The sequence below is a fragment of the Streptomyces sp. NPDC086549 genome (assembly GCF_044746205.1).
GTDB lineage: Bacteria > Actinomycetota > Actinomycetes > Streptomycetales > Streptomycetaceae > Streptomyces.
This window is the reverse complement of the sequence record NZ_JBIVBS010000012.1, coordinates 332,644-352,694: the sequence shown is the minus strand read 5'-3', so window position 1 is coordinate 352,694 and position 20,051 is coordinate 332,644. Positions and strand designations below refer to the sequence as shown.

The 20,051-nt window shown below is 71.8% G+C and carries 15 protein-coding genes and 1 riboswitch; of the genes, 5 read left to right on the top strand and 10 right to left on the bottom strand.

The features are described 5' to 3' along the window. Nucleotides 1-68: 68 nt before the first annotated feature. Nucleotides 69-1,511 (top strand): DNA polymerase IV, encoded by a 1,443-nt coding sequence (locus ACIPSA_RS33330; RefSeq protein WP_402641323.1) that lies wholly within the window; start codon nt 69-71, stop codon nt 1,509-1,511. Between the two features lie 233 nt (nt 1,512-1,744). Here the strand turns inward: ACIPSA_RS33330 and ACIPSA_RS33325 are convergent, their stop codons facing one another. Next, nucleotides 1,745-2,116 (bottom strand): PRC-barrel domain-containing protein, encoded by a 372-nt coding sequence (locus ACIPSA_RS33325; protein WP_402641320.1) that lies wholly within the window; start codon nt 2,114-2,116, stop codon nt 1,745-1,747. Between the two features lie 114 nt (nt 2,117-2,230). Beyond that, nucleotides 2,231-2,327, top strand: a riboswitch (glycine riboswitch). Nucleotides 2,328-2,504: 177 nt separating this feature from the next. On the opposite strand from ACIPSA_RS33325, the gene gcvP reads away from it, so the two are divergent. After that, nucleotides 2,505-5,390, top strand: coding sequence for an aminomethyl-transferring glycine dehydrogenase (gene gcvP, locus ACIPSA_RS33320; RefSeq protein WP_402641317.1), 2,886 nt, complete (start codon nt 2,505-2,507; stop codon nt 5,388-5,390). An 84-nt stretch (nt 5,391-5,474) separates the two neighbouring features. Here gcvP and ACIPSA_RS33315 read toward each other — a convergent pair whose 3' ends face one another. From ACIPSA_RS33315 to ACIPSA_RS33295, 5 genes are all read right to left on the bottom strand, one after another. Beyond that, entirely contained in the window at nt 5,475-5,894 is a 420-nt protein-coding gene (locus ACIPSA_RS33315) for a molybdopterin-binding protein (protein ID WP_402641314.1), read from the bottom strand. A gap of 28 nt (nt 5,895-5,922) precedes the next feature. Then, complete coding sequence (locus ACIPSA_RS33310) at nt 5,923-7,011, bottom strand: ABC transporter ATP-binding protein (RefSeq protein WP_402641312.1); 1,089 nt, start codon at nt 7,009-7,011, stop codon at nt 5,923-5,925. A gap of 151 nt (nt 7,012-7,162) precedes the next feature. Then, the gene (locus ACIPSA_RS33305; RefSeq protein WP_402641309.1) at nt 7,163-8,023 is read right to left on the bottom strand and encodes an ABC transporter permease; all 861 of its coding nucleotides are present in this window, start codon (nt 8,021-8,023) and stop codon (nt 7,163-7,165) included. Continuing rightward, nucleotides 8,020-8,856 carry a molybdate ABC transporter substrate-binding protein gene (gene modA, locus ACIPSA_RS33300; RefSeq protein ID WP_402641306.1) on the bottom strand — a complete coding sequence of 279 codons (837 nt, stop codon included), beginning with the start codon at nt 8,854-8,856 and terminating at the stop codon, nt 8,020-8,022. Before modA ends, ACIPSA_RS33305 begins: the two co-directional genes overlap by 4 nt. A gap of 207 nt (nt 8,857-9,063) precedes the next feature. After that, on the bottom strand, nt 9,064-9,459 hold the full coding sequence (locus tag ACIPSA_RS33295) for a molybdopterin-binding protein (protein WP_402641303.1): 396 nt from the start codon (nt 9,457-9,459) through the stop codon (nt 9,064-9,066). 117 nt (nt 9,460-9,576) lie between these two features. Here ACIPSA_RS33295 and ACIPSA_RS33290 point away from each other — a divergent pair, with 117 nt between their 5' ends. Next, entirely contained in the window at nt 9,577-10,173 is a 597-nt protein-coding gene (locus ACIPSA_RS33290; protein WP_402641300.1) for a DUF1707 domain-containing protein, read from the top strand. On the opposite strand, the gene ACIPSA_RS33285 is transcribed toward ACIPSA_RS33290, so the two are convergent. From ACIPSA_RS33285 to ACIPSA_RS33275, 3 genes are all read right to left on the bottom strand, one after another. Further along, nucleotides 10,151-10,669: a hypothetical protein gene (locus ACIPSA_RS33285; protein ID WP_402641298.1), complete on the bottom strand. Its 519-nt coding sequence runs from the start codon at nt 10,667-10,669 to the stop codon at nt 10,151-10,153. The two genes, ACIPSA_RS33290 and ACIPSA_RS33285, sit on opposite strands and share 23 nt — an antisense overlap. A 176-nt stretch (nt 10,670-10,845) precedes the next feature. Then, nucleotides 10,846-12,804: an APC family permease gene (locus ACIPSA_RS33280; RefSeq protein WP_402641295.1), complete on the bottom strand. Its 1,959-nt coding sequence runs from the start codon at nt 12,802-12,804 to the stop codon at nt 10,846-10,848. 285 nt (nt 12,805-13,089) lie between these two features. Continuing rightward, nucleotides 13,090-13,218 (bottom strand): hypothetical protein, encoded by a 129-nt coding sequence (locus ACIPSA_RS33275; RefSeq protein ID WP_402641292.1) that lies wholly within the window; start codon nt 13,216-13,218, stop codon nt 13,090-13,092. Nucleotides 13,219-14,071: 853 nt separating this feature from the next. On the opposite strand from ACIPSA_RS33275, the gene ACIPSA_RS33270 reads away from it, so the two are divergent. Continuing rightward, complete coding sequence (locus tag ACIPSA_RS33270; RefSeq protein ID WP_402641289.1) at nt 14,072-15,529, top strand: hypothetical protein; 1,458 nt, start codon at nt 14,072-14,074, stop codon at nt 15,527-15,529. Nucleotides 15,530-15,544: 15 nt separating this feature from the next. On the opposite strand, the gene ACIPSA_RS33265 is transcribed toward ACIPSA_RS33270, so the two are convergent. Then, entirely contained in the window at nt 15,545-17,128 is a 1,584-nt protein-coding gene (locus tag ACIPSA_RS33265; protein WP_402641286.1) for a Na+/H+ antiporter, read from the bottom strand. Between the two features lie 183 nt (nt 17,129-17,311). On the opposite strand from ACIPSA_RS33265, the gene ACIPSA_RS33260 reads away from it, so the two are divergent. Continuing rightward, nucleotides 17,312-19,870 carry an ATP-binding protein gene (locus ACIPSA_RS33260; protein WP_402641283.1) on the top strand — a complete coding sequence of 853 codons (2,559 nt, stop codon included), beginning with the start codon at nt 17,312-17,314 and terminating at the stop codon, nt 19,868-19,870. Nucleotides 19,871-20,051: the final 181 nt, after the last annotated feature.

Here is a 20,051-nt window from a genome sequence, read left to right as displayed (position 1 = left end):
GGGTGTGAAGGGCCTGGCGCGTGCCTCGTGCCGGGGCATTGTCAGTGGCGTGGTGCAGCATCGGATATGTGAGAAACACGCCCACGATCCTGCATCTCGACATGGATGCCTTCTTCGCCTCGGTGGAGCAGGCCTCCAAGCCGAGCCTGCGCGGGAAGGCCGTCGTCGTGGGCGGGCTCGGGCCGCGCGGGGTGGTTGCCACCGCGTCGTACGAGGCGCGGGTCTTCGGGGTCCACTCGGCGTTGCCCATGGCTCAGGCGCGCCGGCTGGCCCCCAACGCGGCGTATCTCGTGCCGCGCTTCGGCCTCTACCGGTCGGTCAGCGAGCAGGTGATGGGGCTGCTGAGGGCGCTGTCCCCCCTGGTGGAGCCGCTGAGCCTGGACGAGGCGTTCGTGGACCTGGAGGCCGGGGGAGCGGCCTGGGACGAGGAGTCGGCCCGGCTGGCCGGGGTGAGACTGCGCGCGGAGATACGGGCCGTCACGGGGCTCACCGGGTCGGTGGGGCTCGCCGCCTCCAAGATGCTCGCGAAGATCGCCTCCGAGCAGGCCAAGCCGGACGGGCTGGTGCTGATCGAACCGGGGACCGAGCGGGCACTGCTGGGACCCATGTCGGTGCGGACGCTGCCGGGCGTCGGACCGGCGACGGGCGACCATCTCCGGAGAGCCGGGATCACCACGGTCGACGAGATCGCCGAGGCGGGTGAGGACGAGCTCGTACGGCTGCTGGGCAAGGCCCATGGGCACGGGCTCTACGCCATGGCGCTGGCGCACGACGACCGGCCCGTGGTGGCCGAGCGGGAGACCAAGTCGGTCTCGGTCGAGGACACGTACGACGTCGACATCCACGACCGGCTCAGGGTGGGGCTGGAGGTGCAGCGGCTCGCCGACCGGTGTGTGCGTCGGCTGCGTGGGGCGGGGCTGTCGGGGCGGACCATCGTGCTGAAGGTGCGGCGGTACGACTTCTCCACGCTGACCCGGTCCGAAACGCTCCGTGGGCCCACGGACGATCCGGCGGTGGTCCGGGAGGCGGCCGCGCGGCTGCTGGAGTCCGTGGACACGACGGGCGGGGTGCGGCTGCTCGGTGTGGGCGTCTCCGGGCTCGCCGACTACACGCAGGAGGACCTGTTCGCGCAGGCGGCGGGCGAGCGGGCCGACACGGAGCCGGAGGAGGCCGTGGCCGAGCCGGTGGTGGAACAGCCGGCGGCCACCGAACGCCGCTGGCCCTCGGGCCACGACGTGCGGCACAGCGAATACGGGCACGGCTGGGTGCAGGGCAGCGGCCTGGGGCGGGTCACCGTGCGCTTCGAGACACCCGACTCGGAGCCGGGGCGTGTGCGCACGTTCCGCACAGACGATCCGGACTTGGAACCGGCGGATCCTCTGCCACTGGTGCCGGAAACGTCGGGTGGTGGTGCCGGGGCGGAGGGCAGCGCCGGGGGAGGTCCGGGTGGGGGAGCGGCGCAGGGCGGCGTTGGGGGAGGCCGGGCGGTGGTGCCGGAGCTGATGAAGTGACGGCGGGGAGCGTGCCGTGACATCCGTCACCGGCTCCCGGCCCCCGCCATAGCGTGGTGCCTCCGCCATCGCGTGGTGCCCCCGGCGCCAGCCACCGGCCCGCCACCGCGTGGTGCCCGCCGTGTCACCCGCCACCCGCGACACTCGTCATCCGCGACACTCGCCACCGCCTGACATCCGTCCGCGTCGCCCGCCGCCGGCCCCGCTCTGCCCGGCCCCCCGCTCGGCCGTCCTCAGGGTTCGTCCCTGCCCGCCAGGTTGCCGAAGTCGTGGTCGGGGAAGGGCGGCGGTGGGGCCACGTCCAGGCCGTAGTGGTGGTAGAGCTGGAGTTCCTGTTCCGGGGAGAGGTGGCGGCCCACGCCGAAGTCGGGGGCGTCCTTGATGAGGGCTCGCTCGAAGGGGACGTGGAGGGTGCCCTCGACCAGTTCGCTGGGCTCCAGGGGGACGAAGGCGTCGCGAGAGAACAGGCCAGTGCGTATGGCCGCCCACTCCGGCACACCGGTCGCGTCGTCGAGGTACACCTCGTCGATCGTGCCGATCTTGGTGCCATTGCGGTCGAACGCCTTGCGGCCGATCAGGTTGCGCGGATCGATGTCGGTCTGCACGGGCCCTCCACTTGGTCGCAACTCATCCGTAAGCACTACAAAAGAGCACATTCAGGGAGGCGGCCACTCGAAGACCCGTACGTTGACCTCGCTGGTACTCTGGCAAACGGCTGCTGACCCCGTGCGGGAGAGTCCTCCGGAGTGACACCGGAGGCGCCGAAGGAGCAAATCCTCCCCGGAATCTCTCAGGCTCACGTACCGCTCGGACGAGGTCACTCTGGAAAGCAGGGCGGATGTCGACGGCTTCCGCTCTCACCGACGGTGAAAGCCGGTGCCCCTCGGGTGACCTGGTGAAGCTCTCAGGTTGAGATGACAGAGGGGGAGGCCGTCGGGGTGCCCGTGTCCGGGGTGCCCCTCGAAGGTCGCGTCAGACCAGGAGGCCTCCGCAATGACCGCCCACCGCATTCCGCTCTCCGAGCTCGAACAGGGCATCCCGTTCGAACAGCGCCACATTGGGCCCGACCAGGAGGCACGGGCCAAGATGCTCGCGCAGGTCGGCTACGGCTCGCTCGACGAGCTCACCGCCGCCGCGGTGCCGGATGTGATCAAGAACACTGACGCCCTCGACCTGCCGGGTGCGCGTACCGAGGCCGAGGTGCTCGCCGAGCTCCGCTCCCTCGCCGACCGCAACCAGGTGCTCGGCTCGATGATCGGACTCGGGTACTACGGGACGTTCACCCCGCCCGTCATCCTGCGCAATGTCATGGAGAACCCCGCCTGGTACACGGCCTACACGCCCTACCAGCCGGAGATCTCCCAGGGGCGGCTCGAAGCCCTGCTGAACTTCCAGACCATGGTCGCCGACCTCACCGGCCTGCCCACCTCGGGCGCCTCCCTTCTCGACGAGGGCACGGCCGCCGCCGAGGCGATGGCGCTGTCCCGGCGCATGGGCAAGAACAAGAAGGGCCTGTTCCTGGTCGACGCGGACGCGCTGCCGCAGACCATCGCCGTCATAGAGACCCGAGCCGAGCCGACCGGTGTCGAGGTCGTGGTCGCCGACCTGAGCGAGGGCATCCCCGCCGAGCTCGCCGGCCGCGAGATCAACGGCGTGCTCGTCCAGTACCCGGGCGCCTCCGGTGCCGTACGCGACATCAAGCCGCTCATCGACCAGGCGCACGAGCGCGGCGCGCTCGTCACGGTCGCCGCCGACCTGCTCGCCCTGACCCTGCTCACCTCGCCGGGCGAGCTCGGCGCGGACATCGCCGTCGGCACGACCCAGCGCTTCGGTGTCCCGATGGGCTTCGGTGGTCCGCACGCGGGCTACATGGCCGTGCACGAGAAGTTCGCGCGCAGCCTGCCCGGCCGCCTCGTGGGCGTCTCCGTCGACGCAGACGGGCACAAGGCCTACCGGCTCGCGCTGCAGACGCGGGAACAGCACATCCGCCGGGAGAAGGCCACCAGCAACATCTGCACGGCGCAGGTGCTGCTCGCCGTCATGGCCGGCATGTACGCCGTCTACCACGGGCCCGAGGGTCTGCGGGCCATCGCGGGGCGCACCCACCGGTACGCCACGATCCTCGCCGCGGGCCTCACGGCGGGCGGTGTGGAGATCGTCCACGGCGCCTACTTCGACACGCTGACCGTCAAGGTCGCCGGCCGCGCCGAGGAGATCGTCGCCGCCGCCCGGGAGAACGGGGTCAACCTCCACCCGGTCGACGCCGACCATGTCTCCATCGCCTGTGACGAGACCACCAACCGGGCCCAGCTGGCCGCCGTGTGGTCGGCCTTCGGCGTCGAGGCCGACATCGAGGCGCTCGACCCGGCGACCGAGGACAGCCTGCCGGACGCGCTGCTGCGCACCGACGCCTACCTCACCCACCCGGTCTTCCACGAGCACCGCTCCGAGACGGCGATGCTGCGCTACCTGCGCAAGCTGGCCGACCGTGACTACGCGCTCGACCGCGGCATGATCCCGCTGGGCTCCTGCACCATGAAGCTCAACGCGACCACGGAGATGGAGCCGGTCACCTGGCCCGAGTTCGGCCAGCTGCACCCCTTCGCGCCCGCCGAGCAGGCCGAGGGCTACCTCACGCTCATCCGTGAGCTGGAGGAGCGGCTCGCCGAGGTCACCGGCTACGACAAGGTGTCCCTCCAGCCCAACGCCGGCTCCCAGGGTGAGTTCGCCGGCCTGCTCGCCGTGCGCGGCTACCACCGCGCCAACGGCGACGAGCAGCGCACCGTCTGTCTGATCCCGTCCTCCGCGCACGGCACCAACGCCGCCAGCGCCGTCATGGCCGGGATGAAGGTCGTCGTGGTGAAGACCGCCGAGGACGGCGAGATCGACGTCGACGACCTGCGGGCCAAGATCGAGCAGCACCGCGACGAGCTCGCCGTGCTCATGATCACCTACCCGTCCACCCACGGTGTGTTCGAGGAGCACGTCGCCGAGATCTGCGCCCAGGTCCACGAGGCGGGCGGCCAGGTGTACGTCGACGGCGCCAACCTCAACGCCCTGGTCGGCCTCGCCAAGCCGGGCCACTTCGGCGGCGACGTCTCCCACCTCAACCTGCACAAGACGTTCTGCATCCCGCACGGTGGCGGCGGTCCCGGCGTCGGCCCGGTGGCCGTGCGGTCGCACCTGGCGCCGTACCTGCCGAACCACCCGCTGCAGCCCGCTGCAGGCCCGGAGACGGGTGTAGGCCCCATCTCGGCGGCCCCGTGGGGCTCCGCGGGCATCCTGCCGATCTCGTGGGCGTACGTCCGGCTCATGGGCGGCGAGGGGCTGAAGAGGGCCACGCAGGTGGCCGTGCTCTCCGCCAACTACATCGCCAAGCGCCTGGAGCCGCACTACCCGGTGCTCTACACCGGCCCCGGCAACCTGGTCGCGCACGAGTGCATCATCGACCTGCGCCCGCTGACCAAGGCGACCGGCGTGAGCGTCGACGACGTCGCCAAGCGGCTGATCGACTACGGCTTCCACGCGCCGACGATGTCGTTCCCGGTGGCCGGCACGCTGATGATCGAGCCGACCGAGTCCGAGGACCTGATCGAGCTGGACCGGTTCTGCGAGGCGATGATCGCCATCCGCGCGGAGATCGAGAAGGTCGGCGCGGGGGAGTGGCCGGCGGAGGACAACCCGCTGGGCAACGCGCCGCACACGGCGGCCGCGCTCGGCGGTGACTGGGCGCACGCCTACAGCCGTGAGGAGGCCGTGTTCCCGGCCGGTGTCTCGGCCGCCGACAAGTACTGGCCGCCGGTGCGCCGCATCGACCAGGCCTTCGGAGACCGGAACCTGGTCTGCTCGTGCCCGCCGATGGACGCATACGAGGGCTGAGCGCCCTGAAAGAGAGCGTGTGAGGGCCCCGTCCATGCCTGGGCGGGGCCCTCCCGTTTCCGCTCCGGCCTCGTCTAGGCCCGTCTAGGCCGTCGCGAGCGACACCTCGGTCGACTTGATCAGAGCGATCGCGTCGGAACCCACGAAGAGGCCGAGATCGGTGACCGCCTCCTTGGTGATCACCGCCGTGATCTCGGCGCCGTCCATGGCGAGCTTCACCGAGGCCATGGCCCCGCCGAGTGCGATGTGCGTGATCGCGCCGGGCAGCTGGTTGCGGATCGAGAGGCCCTCGGGCCGGCCCGTCGCGAGGGCGATCTCCGTCGACTTCACCAGGGCGCGGACGGCGGAGCCCGGGGCGAGGCCGAGTTGCTCTACGGCCTCCAGGGTGATGGCCGCTGTGAGGATCTGCCCGCCGTCCAGACGGATCCCGACCGTCGCCATGACCTCGCCGGGGTGGAGCTCGGTGACGGTCCCGGGGAGCTGATTGCGGATGCTCAGTTTCATGGGCACCCACCGTAGGGCGTGTGCCCGTTCAGGCGGGATATGCGTGCGTCTGCGCCGCTTTGACCGTCGCCCAGACAGCTGCGCCGGGGTGCAGGTCCAGCTCGGCGGCGGCGACCGTGGTCAGGTCGGCGGCGAGGGGCAGCTCGCCGGCCAGGTCGGCGCGGATCTGGTCGCCGTGCGTCTCCAGACCGGCGACCTCGCAGCGCCACAGGTTCCGGGCGCTGGAGCCGCTCGGGCGTTCCCGGTAGAGGGTGACGGCGCTCGGCGGGAACGCGACGAAGACCGATCCGGTGAGGTCCTCCGTGGTCGTGATGGCGGGACCGGCGTCCAGCCGTACAGTGTGGCCGTCGGCCGTGCCCTTGTAGAGATTCAGGCCGACCAACTGGGCGATGTAGTCCGTGCGCGGATGGCGGGCGATCTCGGCGGGGGATCCCTCCTGGACCACACCGCCGTGCTCGATCACGACCAGCCGGTCGGCGAGCACCATGGCGTCCAGCGGATCGTGCGTCACCAGGACGGCGACGGCCTCGAACTCGGCCAGGTGGCGCCGGAGCTGGGAACGCACTTCGAGGCGGGTGCGGGCGTCGAGGGCGGCGAGCGGCTCGTCCAGGAGCAGCAGTCGGGGGCGGGTGGCCAGGGCGCGGGCCAGTGCCACGCGCTGCGCCTGGCCGCCGGAGAGACGGCGGGGCTTGGCGCCGGCGTGTTCGGCGAGGCCCATCCGCTCCAGCCAGGCGGCGGCCTCGGCTCGGGCCTGAGCCTTGGACGCGCCCTGGCAGCGCGGTCCGAAGGCCACGTTGTCCAGGGCGGACAGGTGCGGGAAGAGCAGGTAGTCCTGGAAGACGACGCCGACCGGGCGGGACTCCGGCGGAGTACGGTCCAGTGCGGCGCCGTCCAGCCGCAGATGACCTCCCGTGAGCGGCACGAGACCGGCGAGCGCCCGCAGCGCCGTGGTCTTCCCGGCACCGTTGGGTCCCAGCAGCGCGACCACGTCACCCGGCGCGGCGGCCAGCGCGACGTCGAGCCGGAAGGAACCCCGGTCGACGACGATCCGCGCGTCGAGCCCGGCACCGCGAACGCCTTCGGCCGTGAGACCGGCGGTGGTGTCGTCGATGGTCATGGGGTGCACATCCAGGAGTCGAGCGTGGCGACGGCGCCGCCCCCGGTGGGCTGTGGGGCCGGGACCCTGTGAGCGCCGGCGAGGGGGAGGGCTGCGCCGATGGCGCGGGCGGCCGTGGTGGTGCGTATGGACAGGATCGTACGGCGGTGGATCACGACGTCGTCAGCCAGCGGTCGCGCAGTCCCGCCAGCACCGCGATCGACACGGCCAGCAGGACCAGGCTGAGGGCGATGGCCGCCTCGGGATCGTTCTGGAGGGCGAGGTAGACGGCGAGGGGCATGGTCTGGGTGCGGCCGGGGAAGTTGCCGGCGAAGGTGATGGTCGCGCCGAACTCGCCGAGGGCACGGGCCCAGGCCAGTACGGCGCCCGCGGCGATGCCGGGGGCGATCAGCGGCAGGGTGACCCGGCGGAACGCCGTGAACCGGGAGGCACCCAGGGTGGTGGCCGCCTCCTCGTAGCGCGGGTCGGCGGCGCGCAGGGTGCCCTCCACGCTGATGACGAGGAACGGCATCGCGACGAAGGCCTCTGCGACCACCACCCCGGCCGTGGTGAACGGCAGCGTGATGCCGAACCAGGTGTCCAGCCACCGGCCGACGACACCGTAGCGGCCGAGGGCGAGGAGCAGCGCCACGCCGCCCACCACCGGGGGCAGCACCAGGGGCAGGGTCACCAGGGACCGTACGAGACCGCGTCCCGGGAAATCCGTGCGGGCCAGCAGCCAGGCCAGCGGCACGCCCAGGACCAGGCTCACCGCGGTCGCCGCGGTCGCGCTGATCAGGGACAGCTGGAGTGCCTGCCACACCTCGGTACTGGTCAGCAGGTCCGGGAGGCTGCTCCAGGGGGCCCGGACGAGCAGGGCGACCAGGGGCACCAGCAGAAACGCCAGGGCCACGACGCCGGGGACCAGCAGCGGCAGCGGCACCCCGCGGCCGACACCCGCCCGGACGCGCCGACGCCGCGGCCCACCCGTGAGGGAGTCGGTCGCGGCGCCGGACTTGTCGATCTGGGTCACGGCTTGAGGAACCCGGCTGCGGTCAGGACCTGCCGGCCCTGGGCGGACTGCACCAGTGCGATGAAGGCCTTGGCGGTCTCGGCGTTCTTCGAGTCCTTGAGCAGGGTGATCGGGTAGTCGTTGATGGCCTGGGCCGACTCGGGGAACTCCACGCCCTCCACCTTGTCGCCCGCGGCCTTCACGTCGGTCTTGTAGACGACCGCGGCGTCGGCCTCCTTCAGCACCACCTTGTTCAGGGCGGACTTGACGTCCTCCTCGTAGGAGACGGGCGTGAGCTTCAGCTTGCTTGCGTCCAGGGCCTTCTGGGCTGCGGCGCCGCACGGGACGGTCTTGTCGCACAGTACGACCTTGAGGCCGGACTTGGTGAGGTCCTTGAGGGAGGAGACCTTGTCGGGGTTGCCGGGCAGGGTGGCGATCTCGAGCTGGTTGCGGACGAAGGTGGCGGGTGTGCCGGCCGCGTCGCCCTTGTCCGTGACGATCTTCATCGTCTTGGGGCTGGCGGCGGCGAAGACGTCGGCGGGGGCTCCGCTGGTGATGCTCGCCGCGAGGGTGTCGCTGCCACCGAAGTTGAAGCTGACCTTCGTGCCCGGGTGGGCCTTCTCGAACTCCTTGCCCAGGGCGGTGAAGCTCTCCTTCAGGGAAGCCGCGGCGAAGACGGTCACGTCGCCGGACAGCTTCGGGGACGCGGACGACGACGAGTCCGACTTCGGTGAAGAGCCGGACGAGTCGGACGAGTCGTCGGACGAGGAGCAGGCGCTGAGCGCCAACAGGGCGGCGACTCCCGCACCGGCCACCTGAAGCGTCCGACGGGTCCGGCGCACGGAACGGGTCATCACGGGTCCACCCCTCTGGTTCTTTCGGGAAAGCTGTCGCGCCCTTCCACGGCAGCCGAGTCGACGCCGTGCGGTGATGATGATACTCCCGCACATGCCAGCCATAAGTCTCCAGTTGCATTGCATGAGCTGGACCTATGGCGGACGGGAGTACGCATGTGCGTTTGTGTGGTGCCCCGCTGCTGTGGGCCGTTTCGACCCGTGGGTTCAGACGCGGTCGATGTGCACGTTCGTCGACTTCACGCGTGCGGTGGCCTCCATGCCGACCACCAGGCCCAGCTCCTCCACGGCCTCGCGGGTCAGCAGGGAGACCAGGCGGTGCGGGCCGGCCTGGATCTCGACCTGCGCGGCGACGTCGCCGAGTTTGATCGCGGTGACGATCCCGGGAAAGGCGTTGCGAGCCGAGGTGTACGGGGCGTCCTCCTCGGTAGATCCCGCCTTGGCGAGCTCCACCGAGAACGCGGCCAGGTCCTTGCCGTCGATGAGCCGCTTCCCGGACTCGTCGCGGTGGGTCGTCACCCGGCCGGCGTCAGCCCATCTGCGGGCGGTGTCGGGGCTCACGCCGAGCAGCCGTGCCGCCTGGCCGATCGTGTAGGACTGCATGCCGGTCACGATAGGGCCATGGGCGGGGAACGATGACGTGGGGTTGGCCGTTGGGTATAACGCGATATAGCTTTAGTTCGCGTGGATGGGTCCGTGCGATCTGATCGGGGTGAGGACATGTCGGCTGAGCTCATGTTCACGGGTGGGTCGCCCGGGGTGCGGGCCTCGCACGCGGAGCGGGACCGTGCGGTGGACGCGCTGACCGTCGCCGCGGGGGACGGCAGACTCACCGCCGAGGAACTGGACGAGCGTGTGGAGGCCGCCCTGACCGCCCGCACGCTGGGTGAATTGGCCGTCCTGACGGCGGACCTGCCCGTCGCGGCCGATGCGCCGCCGGCCAAGGACGTCGTGCGCATCGAGCAGCAGGGCGGTTCGGCCTCACGCGGTGACGACTGGGTGGTGCCGCGGCGCCTGGAGATCGCGTCGGCGTGGGGAGACGTGACACTCGACTTCACCCGGGCGGTGATCACGCACGACACGCTGCGCATAGACCTGGACATGCGCGGCGGCACGCTGCGGCTGATGACCCGGCCGGGTGTCGTGGTGGACACCGACTCCCTGGTGCTCGGCTACGCCAAGATCAAGACGCGTCCGGCCGCGGCGGCGGGGACGCCGGTCGTACTGCGTGTGGAGGTGTGCGGCCGCATGAGCTACGGCCGGGTCGTGGCACGTCCGCCGCGCCGGGGACCGGTCAGGAGAGCCCCGAGGCCCTGAGGAGCGCCAGCGCGGTCGAGTCGTCGATCTCGTGGCCCAGCCGTTCCAGCACCGTCGTGCCCTCGCGCAGTGTGCCGCGCTGCATCGAACGGCGTACGCCCGTGTCGAGCTCGTGCCAGAGCAGGGGGTTCGCGACGAGGACGCGCGGGTCGACCTCCACTCGGTGGCCGTGGGCGTCCCGCAGGACCAGGTGCGAGGAGACGTCGCCGTACTGCCGTACGACGACCAGGGCGTCCGTGCGGACCGTGTGCCGCCGCACGGGACCGCGTACCGCCAGCCAGCCGGGGCCGACGGTGACCCGGCGCGGCAGCAGGACGGCGAAGGCCGTGGCGGACAGGGTGATCCACAACAGGGCGCGCAGGGGCGTCAGGGTGCCCGCGTCCCAGTCGACGAGCAGGGTCATGCCCAGGAACACGAGCGCGCAGCTCACCGCGAACCGGGCGCTACCGCGCCAGTGGCGGTCACCGGTCGGGTTCAGTGGTCCGCTCCGTCGCATGAGCCGACGCTAAGCTCCCGCCCACGCGGGAGCTCACGCTGCTGACAAGGCTCTAACGCCGTGCGGCAGGATCTTGACGCGATCCTGACGGTCCGGGTCCGGGTCCGGGTCCGGGGCAGGGGCCGGGGCCGGGGCCGTTGTCCAGGTCCCGGACCCCCGTTCCGAGGGCCGCAGCCTCAGCCGGTGTGCACGCGCGGGCGTCGCTCGCGGTCCGGCTCAGCCTCGCGCAGGACTTCACGGGTGACCGGGGCGACCTCGCCCTGGCCGAAGAGGAAGAAGCGCAGGAAGTTGGCGAAGGGGTTGCCCTCGGTCCACTCGAAGTAGATGTGCGGGGTACAGCCGGTCGTGTCCCGGACGTGCAGGAGAAGCGCGGCGAGGGCGTTGGGGATGGAGGCGGACTCCAGGGTCAGGATGCGGTAGCGGTTGTGCAGGACCTCGCCGCGCACGACCAGGCCGGCCTCGAACTCGGAGGGGTCGGTGACCGTGACCTCGACGAAGACGAAGTCCTCCTGTTCAGGCATCTCGTTGTCGGCCCGGATCTGTTCGATCTTGTCGCGGTACTCGGCCTTGTCGCGCCGGTCGGGTTCGTTGGCGATGAGCCGGATCTTGCGGCTGGCCATGTCCCGGACGAATCGTTCCGCCATGGGGTCCATCGTCACGTTCGTCACGCGCAGCTCGAAGGCGCGGGCCAGTCGGGACAGCAGCGAGACCAGGATGATGCCGACGATGAAGCAGGCGCCGATCTTCACACCGTCGGGCCGCTCGATGACGTTCACGACGGTCGTGTACAGGAACACCACGGAGATGATCGCGAAGGTGACGGTCCAGCCGCGCTGGCCCGCCTTGCGCGCGGCGATGGTCACCGCGATTGCGGCGGAGCTGATCAGCACCAGCACGCCGGTGGCGTAGGCGCCGCCCTGCGCGTCGACGTTGGCGTCGAAGATCCAGGTGACCAGGAAGGCGACCAGGGTGAAGACGATGACCATGGGGCGCACGGCGCGGGCCCAGTGCGGGGCCATGCCGTAGCGGGGCAGGTAGCGCGGCATCAGGTTGAGCAGACCGGCCATCGCGGAGGCGCCGGCGAACCAGAGGATCGCGATGGTCGAGACGTCGTACACCGTGCCGAAGGCGTTGCCGAGGTACTCGTGCGCGAGGTAGGCGAGTGCACGGCCGTTGGCCTGGCCGCCGGACTTGAACTCGTTCTCCGGGATGAGCAGCGTGGTGATGAAGCTGGTCGCGATCAGGAAGGCGCTCATGATGAGAGCGGCCGTGGTGAGCAGCTTCTTGGTGTCCCGGATCCGGCCGGTCGGCTTCTCCTCGGTGTCGCTCGGGTCGCCCTCGACGTGCGGCATGACGGCGACGCCGGTCTCGAAGCCGGAGAGGCCGAGCGCGAGTTTGGGGAAGACGATCAGCGCCACGCCGATCATGACGAACACGTTCCCGTGCTCCGCCGTCAGGGCGCTGGTCCAGTCGGTGACCACGTGGCCCGCGGTGGCGACGTGCCACATGCCGACGATCACCACGACGACGTTCAGCGCGAGGTAGATGCCGACCAGGGCGACGGCGACGCCGATCGCCTCCAGGAAGCCCTTGAGGAAGACCGCGCCGAGCAGCGCCACGAGGAACAGCGTGATCACCATCTGCTTGCCCTGCAGGGCGTCGGTCAGGTGCGGGTTCTCCACCAGGTGGGTGGAGGCGTCCGCGGCCGACAGGGTGATGGTGATCAGGAAGTCGGTGGCGGCGAAGCCGAGCAGGGTCAGGACGAACAGCTTGCCCTGCCAGAAGGACAGCAGGCGCTCCAGCATGGCGATGGAGCCCTCGCCGTGCGGGCTCTCCTCTGCCACTCGCCGGTAGACCGGCAGCGCACCGGCCAGGGTGACTATGACGAGCACGATGGTCGCGATCGGCGACAGCAGGCCGGCGGCCAGGGCCGCGATGCCGGGCTGGTAGCCGAGGGTGGAGAAGTAGTCCACGCCGGTCAGGCACATCACCCGCCACCAGCGCTGGCCCTTGTGGGCCGGCTCCGGCTCGGCCTGGGCTCCCTCGCGCTGGCCGGAGCCCTTGCCCATGTCGGACAGGCCCTCCAGCATCCAGGCGCGCAGGCGACTGGGAGGCGGGTGTTCGGTCGTGGCCATCGGCCTGCTCCTTGTGCGGCTCAGTCGGATTCCGGCCATCACACGGACGGCGGCACCAGCGTAAGCAGAGCGTGACGTGTGGGCCCACGCATCAGGGGGCCGTAGGCGTCAATCTTGCGTTAAGAATGACCTGGCAGGCGGTGGTCGCGCATCAAGAGCGGAGGCCCGGACGCCGTGGCCCGGTGTTGAGCTGTACAGGGGACGGCCGGCCGCGGTCTCACGTACGAACACCGAGTGTCATCGCGTACGACGCCTCCCTGCCGCCCTGGACGAAGCGGGCGTCCGTCATGCGCTGAGCCGGTCGGACACGACGTGGCCGCGCGCCTCGATGTCGGCGCACAGGAACCTGGCACAGGCCAGGGCGAGGTGACGGCGTCGGCGGTCGGGCACGGTGTAGACGGCGCAGACGGCCACGTCCTCGAACCGGGAGCCCGGAAGCAGATGCAGGCCACCATCAGGATCCGGCAGGACCGGCCGGCTGTGGCGAGGACGTCAGGGTCGGGGCGGCCCCCACCGACACCACGAACAGCACCGGTTTCCTGACCCGGATCCGTGGGTGCGGTTCGCGGAGCACGCCGGGGAAGGAGCGGACGAGCTGGGTGGGCTCGAACAGCCAGGGGCGGCGAGGGCCGTGGGGGGGGGGGGGGCCGGGCCCCCCCCGCGGGGGGGGGGGGGCCCCGGCGGGGGGGGGGGGGGGGTTTTTTGTGTGGGGGGGGGGGGGGGGGGGGCGGCCCCGGCGGGGGGGGGGGGGGGGGGGGGGGGGGGGGGCCCCCGCCCCCCCACGGCGGGCGCACGGACGTCGGCGATGGGACGACGACAGGACGCCTTGCGCCGGTGCCCGTCGTTCGGAACGGACACCCGGCCGCCTCGTTGGGTTTCGGAGTGGGGACTCCGAAGCCGAGAGGGCGCTGACGCCCGCGGCCTCTTCGGGCGGCCGACGGTGTATCTATCCGCGGGTGACCGCCGAATTCCCCGTTTCAGCAAGGAATTTGCGGTTCTCGTACGGGCGATGCGAGGGCGGCGTCAAGGTCCCGTCAAACACCCCTGAGGGAGCGTCAGGGGCGCGTCAAGGCGGACCGCTCCTGGCCGAATCCGGTCGCAGACTGATCGGCACGGGGGACGGGCGACCGTCCGTGGCGGGTACGTGGGAGGGACCGTGGTGATCACGGCCGGCGCATCGCACAAACCTCGGGCGGAGGCTGTCGGACAGCCACGGCCACCGGCGGCCGCCCCGCCCGGGGGCGGCCCCGGACCGGGGCGAGGAGGGGTGCCGCGGACGGACGGGCCGTGGCAGCGCCTGAGGCAGCAGGCCGTGGCCGCGCGGGCCGCTCTGCGCCGCCGCTACTGGGCCACCGTGCCCGCACGGCTGCGCCTTCTGCGCGCGGCCACGGTTCTGCTCGCCGCCGCCCTGGCGGTCCTCCTGGCCGTCGCCGGGCTCGCCGCGAACGGCACCTGGGACGGCGTGGCCGACCGCGACGCACCCCGCACCACCAGCGCCGCCGACCTCAACCTCGCCCTCAACAGCATGGACGCGCAGGCCGCCAACCTCCTGCTGTCCAGCGGAAACGCGGGCAAGGGCGAGCTGGAGACACCGCACACGAAGGCCGTGGGCTTCTACGGCGACGCCCGGCGCGAGATCGGGCACGACCTGCGCGCCCTCGCCGTCGCCGCCCAGGGTGACCGGGGCGACGAGAAGACCGTGGAGTCCCTCACCGACGATTTCGCCGAGTACCAGGAACTCATCGGCCGGGCCCTGGAGAACGACGGCCGCAGCGGCGGCAAGCCGGACGCGCTCACCGACTACCACGACGCCACGGACCTGCTGCAGAGCAAACTCCTGCCGGAGTCACGGAAGCTGGTGTCCTCCAACAACGAGGCCTTCAACAGCCAGTACACGGCGGCCCGTTCGACCATGGCGGCCCAGCTCGTCGCCGTCCTCGCCCTCGGTCTGCTGCTCCTCGCCGCACTCGGCGTCCTGCAGTGGTACCTGACCCGGCGCTTCCACCGGATCATCAACCCCGGCGTCCTGGCCGCCACCGCCTGCACGCTCATCGCCGTCGTCCTGGGCGGACAGTTGTCGGCCGCCTCCGCCGAGCACCTGCGCGGGGCCCGCCGTGACGCCTTCGACTCCGTCGTCGCGCTCTCCCGCGCCCGCGCCATCGCCTACGACGCCAACGCCGACGAGAGCCGCTACCTCCTCGACCCCCAGCGCCGGACCCAGTACGCGGAGTCCTTCCTCGCCAAGTCCCAGGAGCTGTACGGCCTCAAGGGCGCGACCCTCTCGACGTACGACGCGCGACTCGCCACCACCTGGCAGGCCTACCGGTCCCATCAGGACGACCTGCGCTTCACCGGTGAGTTCCGGCGCGAGCTCGCCAACATCACCTTCCCCGGGGAGCGGGCCGCGGCCGAGAAGACGGTGGAGACGTACGCCGTCTACCAGCGCGACGACCGCAAGATCCGGGCGCTGTTCGAGGCGGGCAAGGAGCGGGAGGCGGTGGAGTTCTGCATGGGCTGGGAGGCGGAGACGTCCAACGCGCACTTCGGAGAGTGGATGGCCGCGCTGGACAAGGTGACGGACATCAACCGCGCCCACTTCACGTCGTCCGTGGCGGCCGGCCGTGCCGACCTCACCGGCCGACTTCCGTGGGCCTGCGGTCTGTTGCTCCTTGCCATCGTGCTCACCGGGCTCGGACTCAGGCCCCGGCTGGCCGAGTTCCGCTGACCCGCCCCACCACCCTCACGCATCCGCCAGCCTGGCCTCTTCCAGGTCCAGGGACCGCTGCAGGCGCCTGCGGGTCGTATCGCTGATCGTGTGCTCGTCGTACAGGCGTTGCAGCTCCGAGGCCTCCACGGTGATCAGGTCGCGGCGCAGCTGGCGGTAGACCAGGTCGGCGGACTCGGCGGACTCGGCGGGCACGCCGTTGCCGTTGCTGTCGGCCAGCCGGTCGCGGGCGTCGTCGAGGCGCGCGTTGAGTCCGCGGCGCAGGCGGTCGAGGACCACGTCGGGTACCGCCTCCAGCTCCGACAGTTCCTCCAGGCGCTTGATGCCCGCGTCGGCGAGCCGGCAGCGGGCGGCGGCCTCCTCGCGTTCCGTGTGGTCGGGCTCCAGGGCGATGCCGGAGCGGCGGACCACCGGGGCCAGGGTGAAGCCCTGGACGACGAGGGTGACCACCACGACCGAGGTGGTCAGCACCAGCACCAGCGGCCGGTCCGCCAGCGCGGCGCCGCTCTTCGTGATCTCCGGGATGGACAGGGCCGCCGCCAGCGGCACCACCCCGCGGGTGCCCGCCCAGGTCAGCACCACCGGCACCCGCCAGTTCATGCGCTGGACGCCGCCCTTGCGCTGCACCACCGCCGACAGCGGCGCCAGCCACAGCAGCCGCACCGCGATCAGCGTGCCCGCCACCGCGAGGGCGTACAGCGGCCACGCCCGGTCGCCGTCGGACAGCGCCCGCACCTGTGCCGGCAGCGCCAGCCCTATCAGGCTGAAGACGACACTCTCCAGCAGGAACACCACCGTGCCGTAGACGGCGTGCAACTGGAGCCGTATGCGGGCGTTGGTGAGCCGGTCGCCGCGGCCGCCGAGGACTACGCCCGCCACCACCACCGAGGTGACGCCGGAGGTGTGCGCGGCCTCCGCGAGCACATAGGCCGCGTATGGCGTGACCAGGGAGATCACCGTCTCCAGGATCGGGTCCTCGGTGCGCCGCCGGATCACCGTGACCACGGCAGCGACCGCCGCCCCGATCAGCGTGCCCCCGCCCGCGAGCAGGACGAACTCACCGCCCGCCGCTCCCCAGTTCGCCGCCGCCGACGCCACGGCGACGCTCACCGCGACCCGGAAGAGCACCAGTGAGGTCGCGTCGTTGAACAGGCTCTCCGCCTGGACCAGCACCTGGACCTTCGGCGGCAGCGCGAGCCGGCGGCCGAGCGCCGTCACCGCGACCGGGTCGGTGCTGGCCAGGATCGACCCGAGCACCAGCGCCATCTGCCAGGACAGCGGCGTCACCATGGAGGCCACCGCGCCCACCGCCGCCGCCGAGGCCAGCACCAGGCCCACCGCGAGGACCCCGACCGGCTTCCACACCGCGCGCAGTTCGCGCCAGGACAGTTCCTCCGCACTGGCGTACAGCAGCGGCGGGAGCACGACGAGCCCGATGATCTCGGGGCTGATCGCGATCTGCGGGGTGTCCGGCAGCAGGGCCACGGCGAGGCCGGCGACCACGAGCAGAGAGGGTGCCGGAATGCGCCACCGGCGCGCGAAGGTCGCCACCACCGTGGCCAGCACCACGAGTGCGAGAACCGTACCGACGCTGCGCATGCCGTCCCCCTGGGGCCCTGAGACAGGAGCCACCGTGGCTCCCGGCCGACCAGACTTCCCGGCACACCTCCATCACCTTATCCGGCCTGCGATCGTCAAGACAGTGTCAACGTCCACGTCGGTGGCGCCAGGGACGCGTCAAGATGCCTGCCCAGGGCCGTACGGCGCGCTTCCCTGTCAGTGATGAACGGTGTACGGCGCGGACGACTGAAGGTCTACCTCGGGGCGGCCCCAGGGGTGGGCAAGAGCTACCGCATGCTCGACGAGGCGCGACGCCGTGCGTCCCGCGGCGCCGATGTGGTGGTGGGGTTCGTGGAGCCCCACGGGCGCCGGTGGACGCAGGCGATGTGCGACGGCCTGGAGGTCGTGCCGCGTGCCCGGTGCGACTACCGGGGCGGCACGTTCGAGGAGATGGACCTCGGCGCGGTGCTGGCGCGCCGCCCGCAGGTCGCCATCGTCGACGAGTTCGCCCACACCAACGTCCCGGGCGGCGGCCGCAGCCCCAAACGCTGGCAGGACGTCGAGGAACTGCTCGGCGCGGGCATCGACGTCATCACGGCGGTCAACATCCAGCACCTGGAGTCCCTCAAGGACGTCGTCGAGAAGATCACCGGTGTGCCGCAGCACGAGACGGTGCCCGACGAGGTCGTCCGGCGGGCCGAGCAGATCGAGCTCGTCGACATTCCGCCCGAGGGCCTGCGCCGCCGCATGGCGCACGGCAACATCTACGCCCCTGAGAAGATCGACGCGGCCCTCGCCAACTACTTCCGGCCCGGCAACCTGACCGCGCTGCGGCAGCTGGCGCTGCTGTGGGTGGCCGACCGGGTCGACGAGGCGCTCCAGTCGTACCGCGCCGAGCACGCCATCGGAAAGGTCTGGGAGACCCGGGAGCGGGTCGTGGTGGCGCTGACCGGCGGTCCGGAGGGCGACACGCTCGTACGACGGGCCGCCCGCATCGCCGACCGGTCCGCGGGCGGTGACCTGCTCGCCGTGCACGTGGCCCGCAGCGACGGCCTGGCCGCGGGTGTCTCGCACGCCTCGCTCGCCCGGCAGCGCAGACTGGTCGAGGACCTCGGCGGCAGCTACCACTCGGTCGTCGGCGACGACGTGGCCACGGCCCTGGTGGACTTCGCCCGCGCCGAGAACGCCACCCAGCTCGTCCTCGGCACCAGCCGCCGCGGACGCCTGGAGCGCTTCCTGACCGGACTCGGCACGGGGGAAACGGTCACCGAGCTGAGCGGCGACATCGACGTGCACCGCGTCACGCACGAGCGGGCCGGACGCGGCACCCTGCTCCCGTCCCGGCGGCGCACGCTGTCCACCGGCCGGCTGATCGCGGGGCCGGTCGCGGGCCTTGTGCTGCCTGTGCTGCTGACAGTGGGCCTCGCCCAGGCACGCGGCACCCTGAACCTCACCAGCGAGGCCCTGCTGTTCCTGCTCGCGGTGGTCGGCGTGGCTTGTATAGGCGGCGTCGTCTCCGCCGTCATCGCGTCCATCACCGCGTCCCTGCTGCTCAACTACTGGTTCATCCCGCCCATCGGGGCGTTCACGCTCGACGACCCCAACGCACTGGTGGCGGTGGGGGTGTTCGCGGTGGTGGCCGCCACCGTGGCCGCCGTCGTCGACCGAGGCCTGCGCCTGTCGCGCCGCGCGGCGCGGGCGACCGCCGAGGCGGAGACCATGTCCTCGCTGGCCGGCAGCATCGTTCGCGGCGGCCAGACGATCCCCGCCCTGCTGGAACGCACCCGCGAGACCTTCGGGATGGACTCCGCGGACCTCGTCGACGAGCCCCCCGATGCCGAGGGCGTGACCGCCGTGCCCGCGGGCCCCGGCAACTACCTGGTGCTGCGCGGCCGTACGCTCTCGTCATCCGAGCGGCGGGTGCTGGCCGCCTTCGCCGCGCACGTCGGCTCGGCGGTCGAGCGGGCGCGGCTCGCCGAAGCCGCCGCCGAGATCGAGCCGGTCAGGGCCGCCGACCGGATGCGCACCGCGCTGCTGCGGGCCGTCGGCCACGATCTGCGCACCCCGCTCGCCGCGGGCTGGGCCGCGGTGACCTCGCTGCGCAGCCGCGAGGTCGAGTTCTCCGCCGAGGACCGCGACGAACTCCTCGTCACCGCCGACGAGTCCATGGCCAAGCTGAGCCGGCTGGTGGACAACCTCCTCGACCTCAGCCGCCTGGAGGCGGGCGCGCTCACTCTCGATCTGCGGGCCACCGCGCTTGAGGAGGTCCTCCCGGTCGCGCTCGCGGACGTCACCGACGTCGACGTGCGCGACCTGGAGGACCTGCCGCCCGTGCTCGCCGACCCGCCTCTGCTGGAGCGCGTGATCGCCAACCTTGCGGGCAACGCCGCCCGGCACAGCCCGCCCGGCACACCGGTGCTGGTGACCGCCAGCGTGCTCGCGGGGCGCGCCGAACTGCGTGTCGTGGACCGGGGTCCCGGACTCCCGGTGACGGGCCGGGACCGCCTCTTCGAGCCCTTCCAGCGGCTCGGCGACACCGACAACACCACCGGGCTCGGCCTGGGTCTCGCCCTCGCCCGGGGCCTGACCGAGGCCATGGACGGCACGCTCACCCCCGAGGACACACCGGGCGGCGGCCTGACGATGGTCGTGTCCCTGCCTCTGGCCGAACGCGCCGAACACGCCGAACACGCCGAACACGCCGAACACGCGGAACACGCGGAAATCGCACCGAACAACCCGCACCCCCGTGGTGCGCACAGCGTAGGAGGTGCCCCATGAGCACCGTGACCGGCATCCGGATCCCGCACCGCTGTGAAGGCGGGCGCCGAGCGGCCCTCCGGCCGTCACGGGACCGCCTCGCCCTCGCCGCGGGCGTCGCCGTCCCCTTCCTCCACGCCACCGCCGCCCTTGTCCAGTCCGCCAAGTCCTGGTGGGGCGGCGGACGTACGACGTCGACGCG

What these genes read in the sequence shown, in the direction of transcription:
- ACIPSA_RS33285 (WP_402641298.1), bottom strand. Translation starts at nt 10,669, where the DNA reads ATGCGACGGAGCGGACCACTGAACCCGACCGGTGACCGCCACTGGCGC.
- ACIPSA_RS33260 (WP_402641283.1), top strand. Translation starts at nt 17,312, where the DNA reads ATGAACGGTGTACGGCGCGGACGACTGAAGGTCTACCTCGGGGCGGCC.
- ACIPSA_RS33315 (WP_402641314.1), bottom strand. Translation starts at nt 5,894, where the DNA reads ATGAAACTGAGCATCCGCAATCAGCTCCCCGGGACCGTCACCGAGCTC.
- modA (WP_402641306.1), bottom strand. Translation starts at nt 8,856, where the DNA reads ATGACCCGTTCCGTGCGCCGGACCCGTCGGACGCTTCAGGTGGCCGGT.
- ACIPSA_RS33280 (WP_402641295.1), bottom strand. Translation starts at nt 12,804, where the DNA reads ATGGCCACGACCGAACACCCGCCTCCCAGTCGCCTGCGCGCCTGGATG.
- gcvP (WP_402641317.1), top strand. Translation starts at nt 2,505, where the DNA reads ATGACCGCCCACCGCATTCCGCTCTCCGAGCTCGAACAGGGCATCCCG.
- ACIPSA_RS33310 (WP_402641312.1), bottom strand. Translation starts at nt 7,011, where the DNA reads ATGACCATCGACGACACCACCGCCGGTCTCACGGCCGAAGGCGTTCGC.
- ACIPSA_RS33295 (WP_402641303.1), bottom strand. Translation starts at nt 9,459, where the DNA reads ATGCAGTCCTACACGATCGGCCAGGCGGCACGGCTGCTCGGCGTGAGC.
- ACIPSA_RS33265 (WP_402641286.1), bottom strand. Translation starts at nt 17,128, where the DNA reads ATGCGCAGCGTCGGTACGGTTCTCGCACTCGTGGTGCTGGCCACGGTG.
- ACIPSA_RS33290 (WP_402641300.1), top strand. Translation starts at nt 9,577, where the DNA reads ATGTCGGCTGAGCTCATGTTCACGGGTGGGTCGCCCGGGGTGCGGGCC.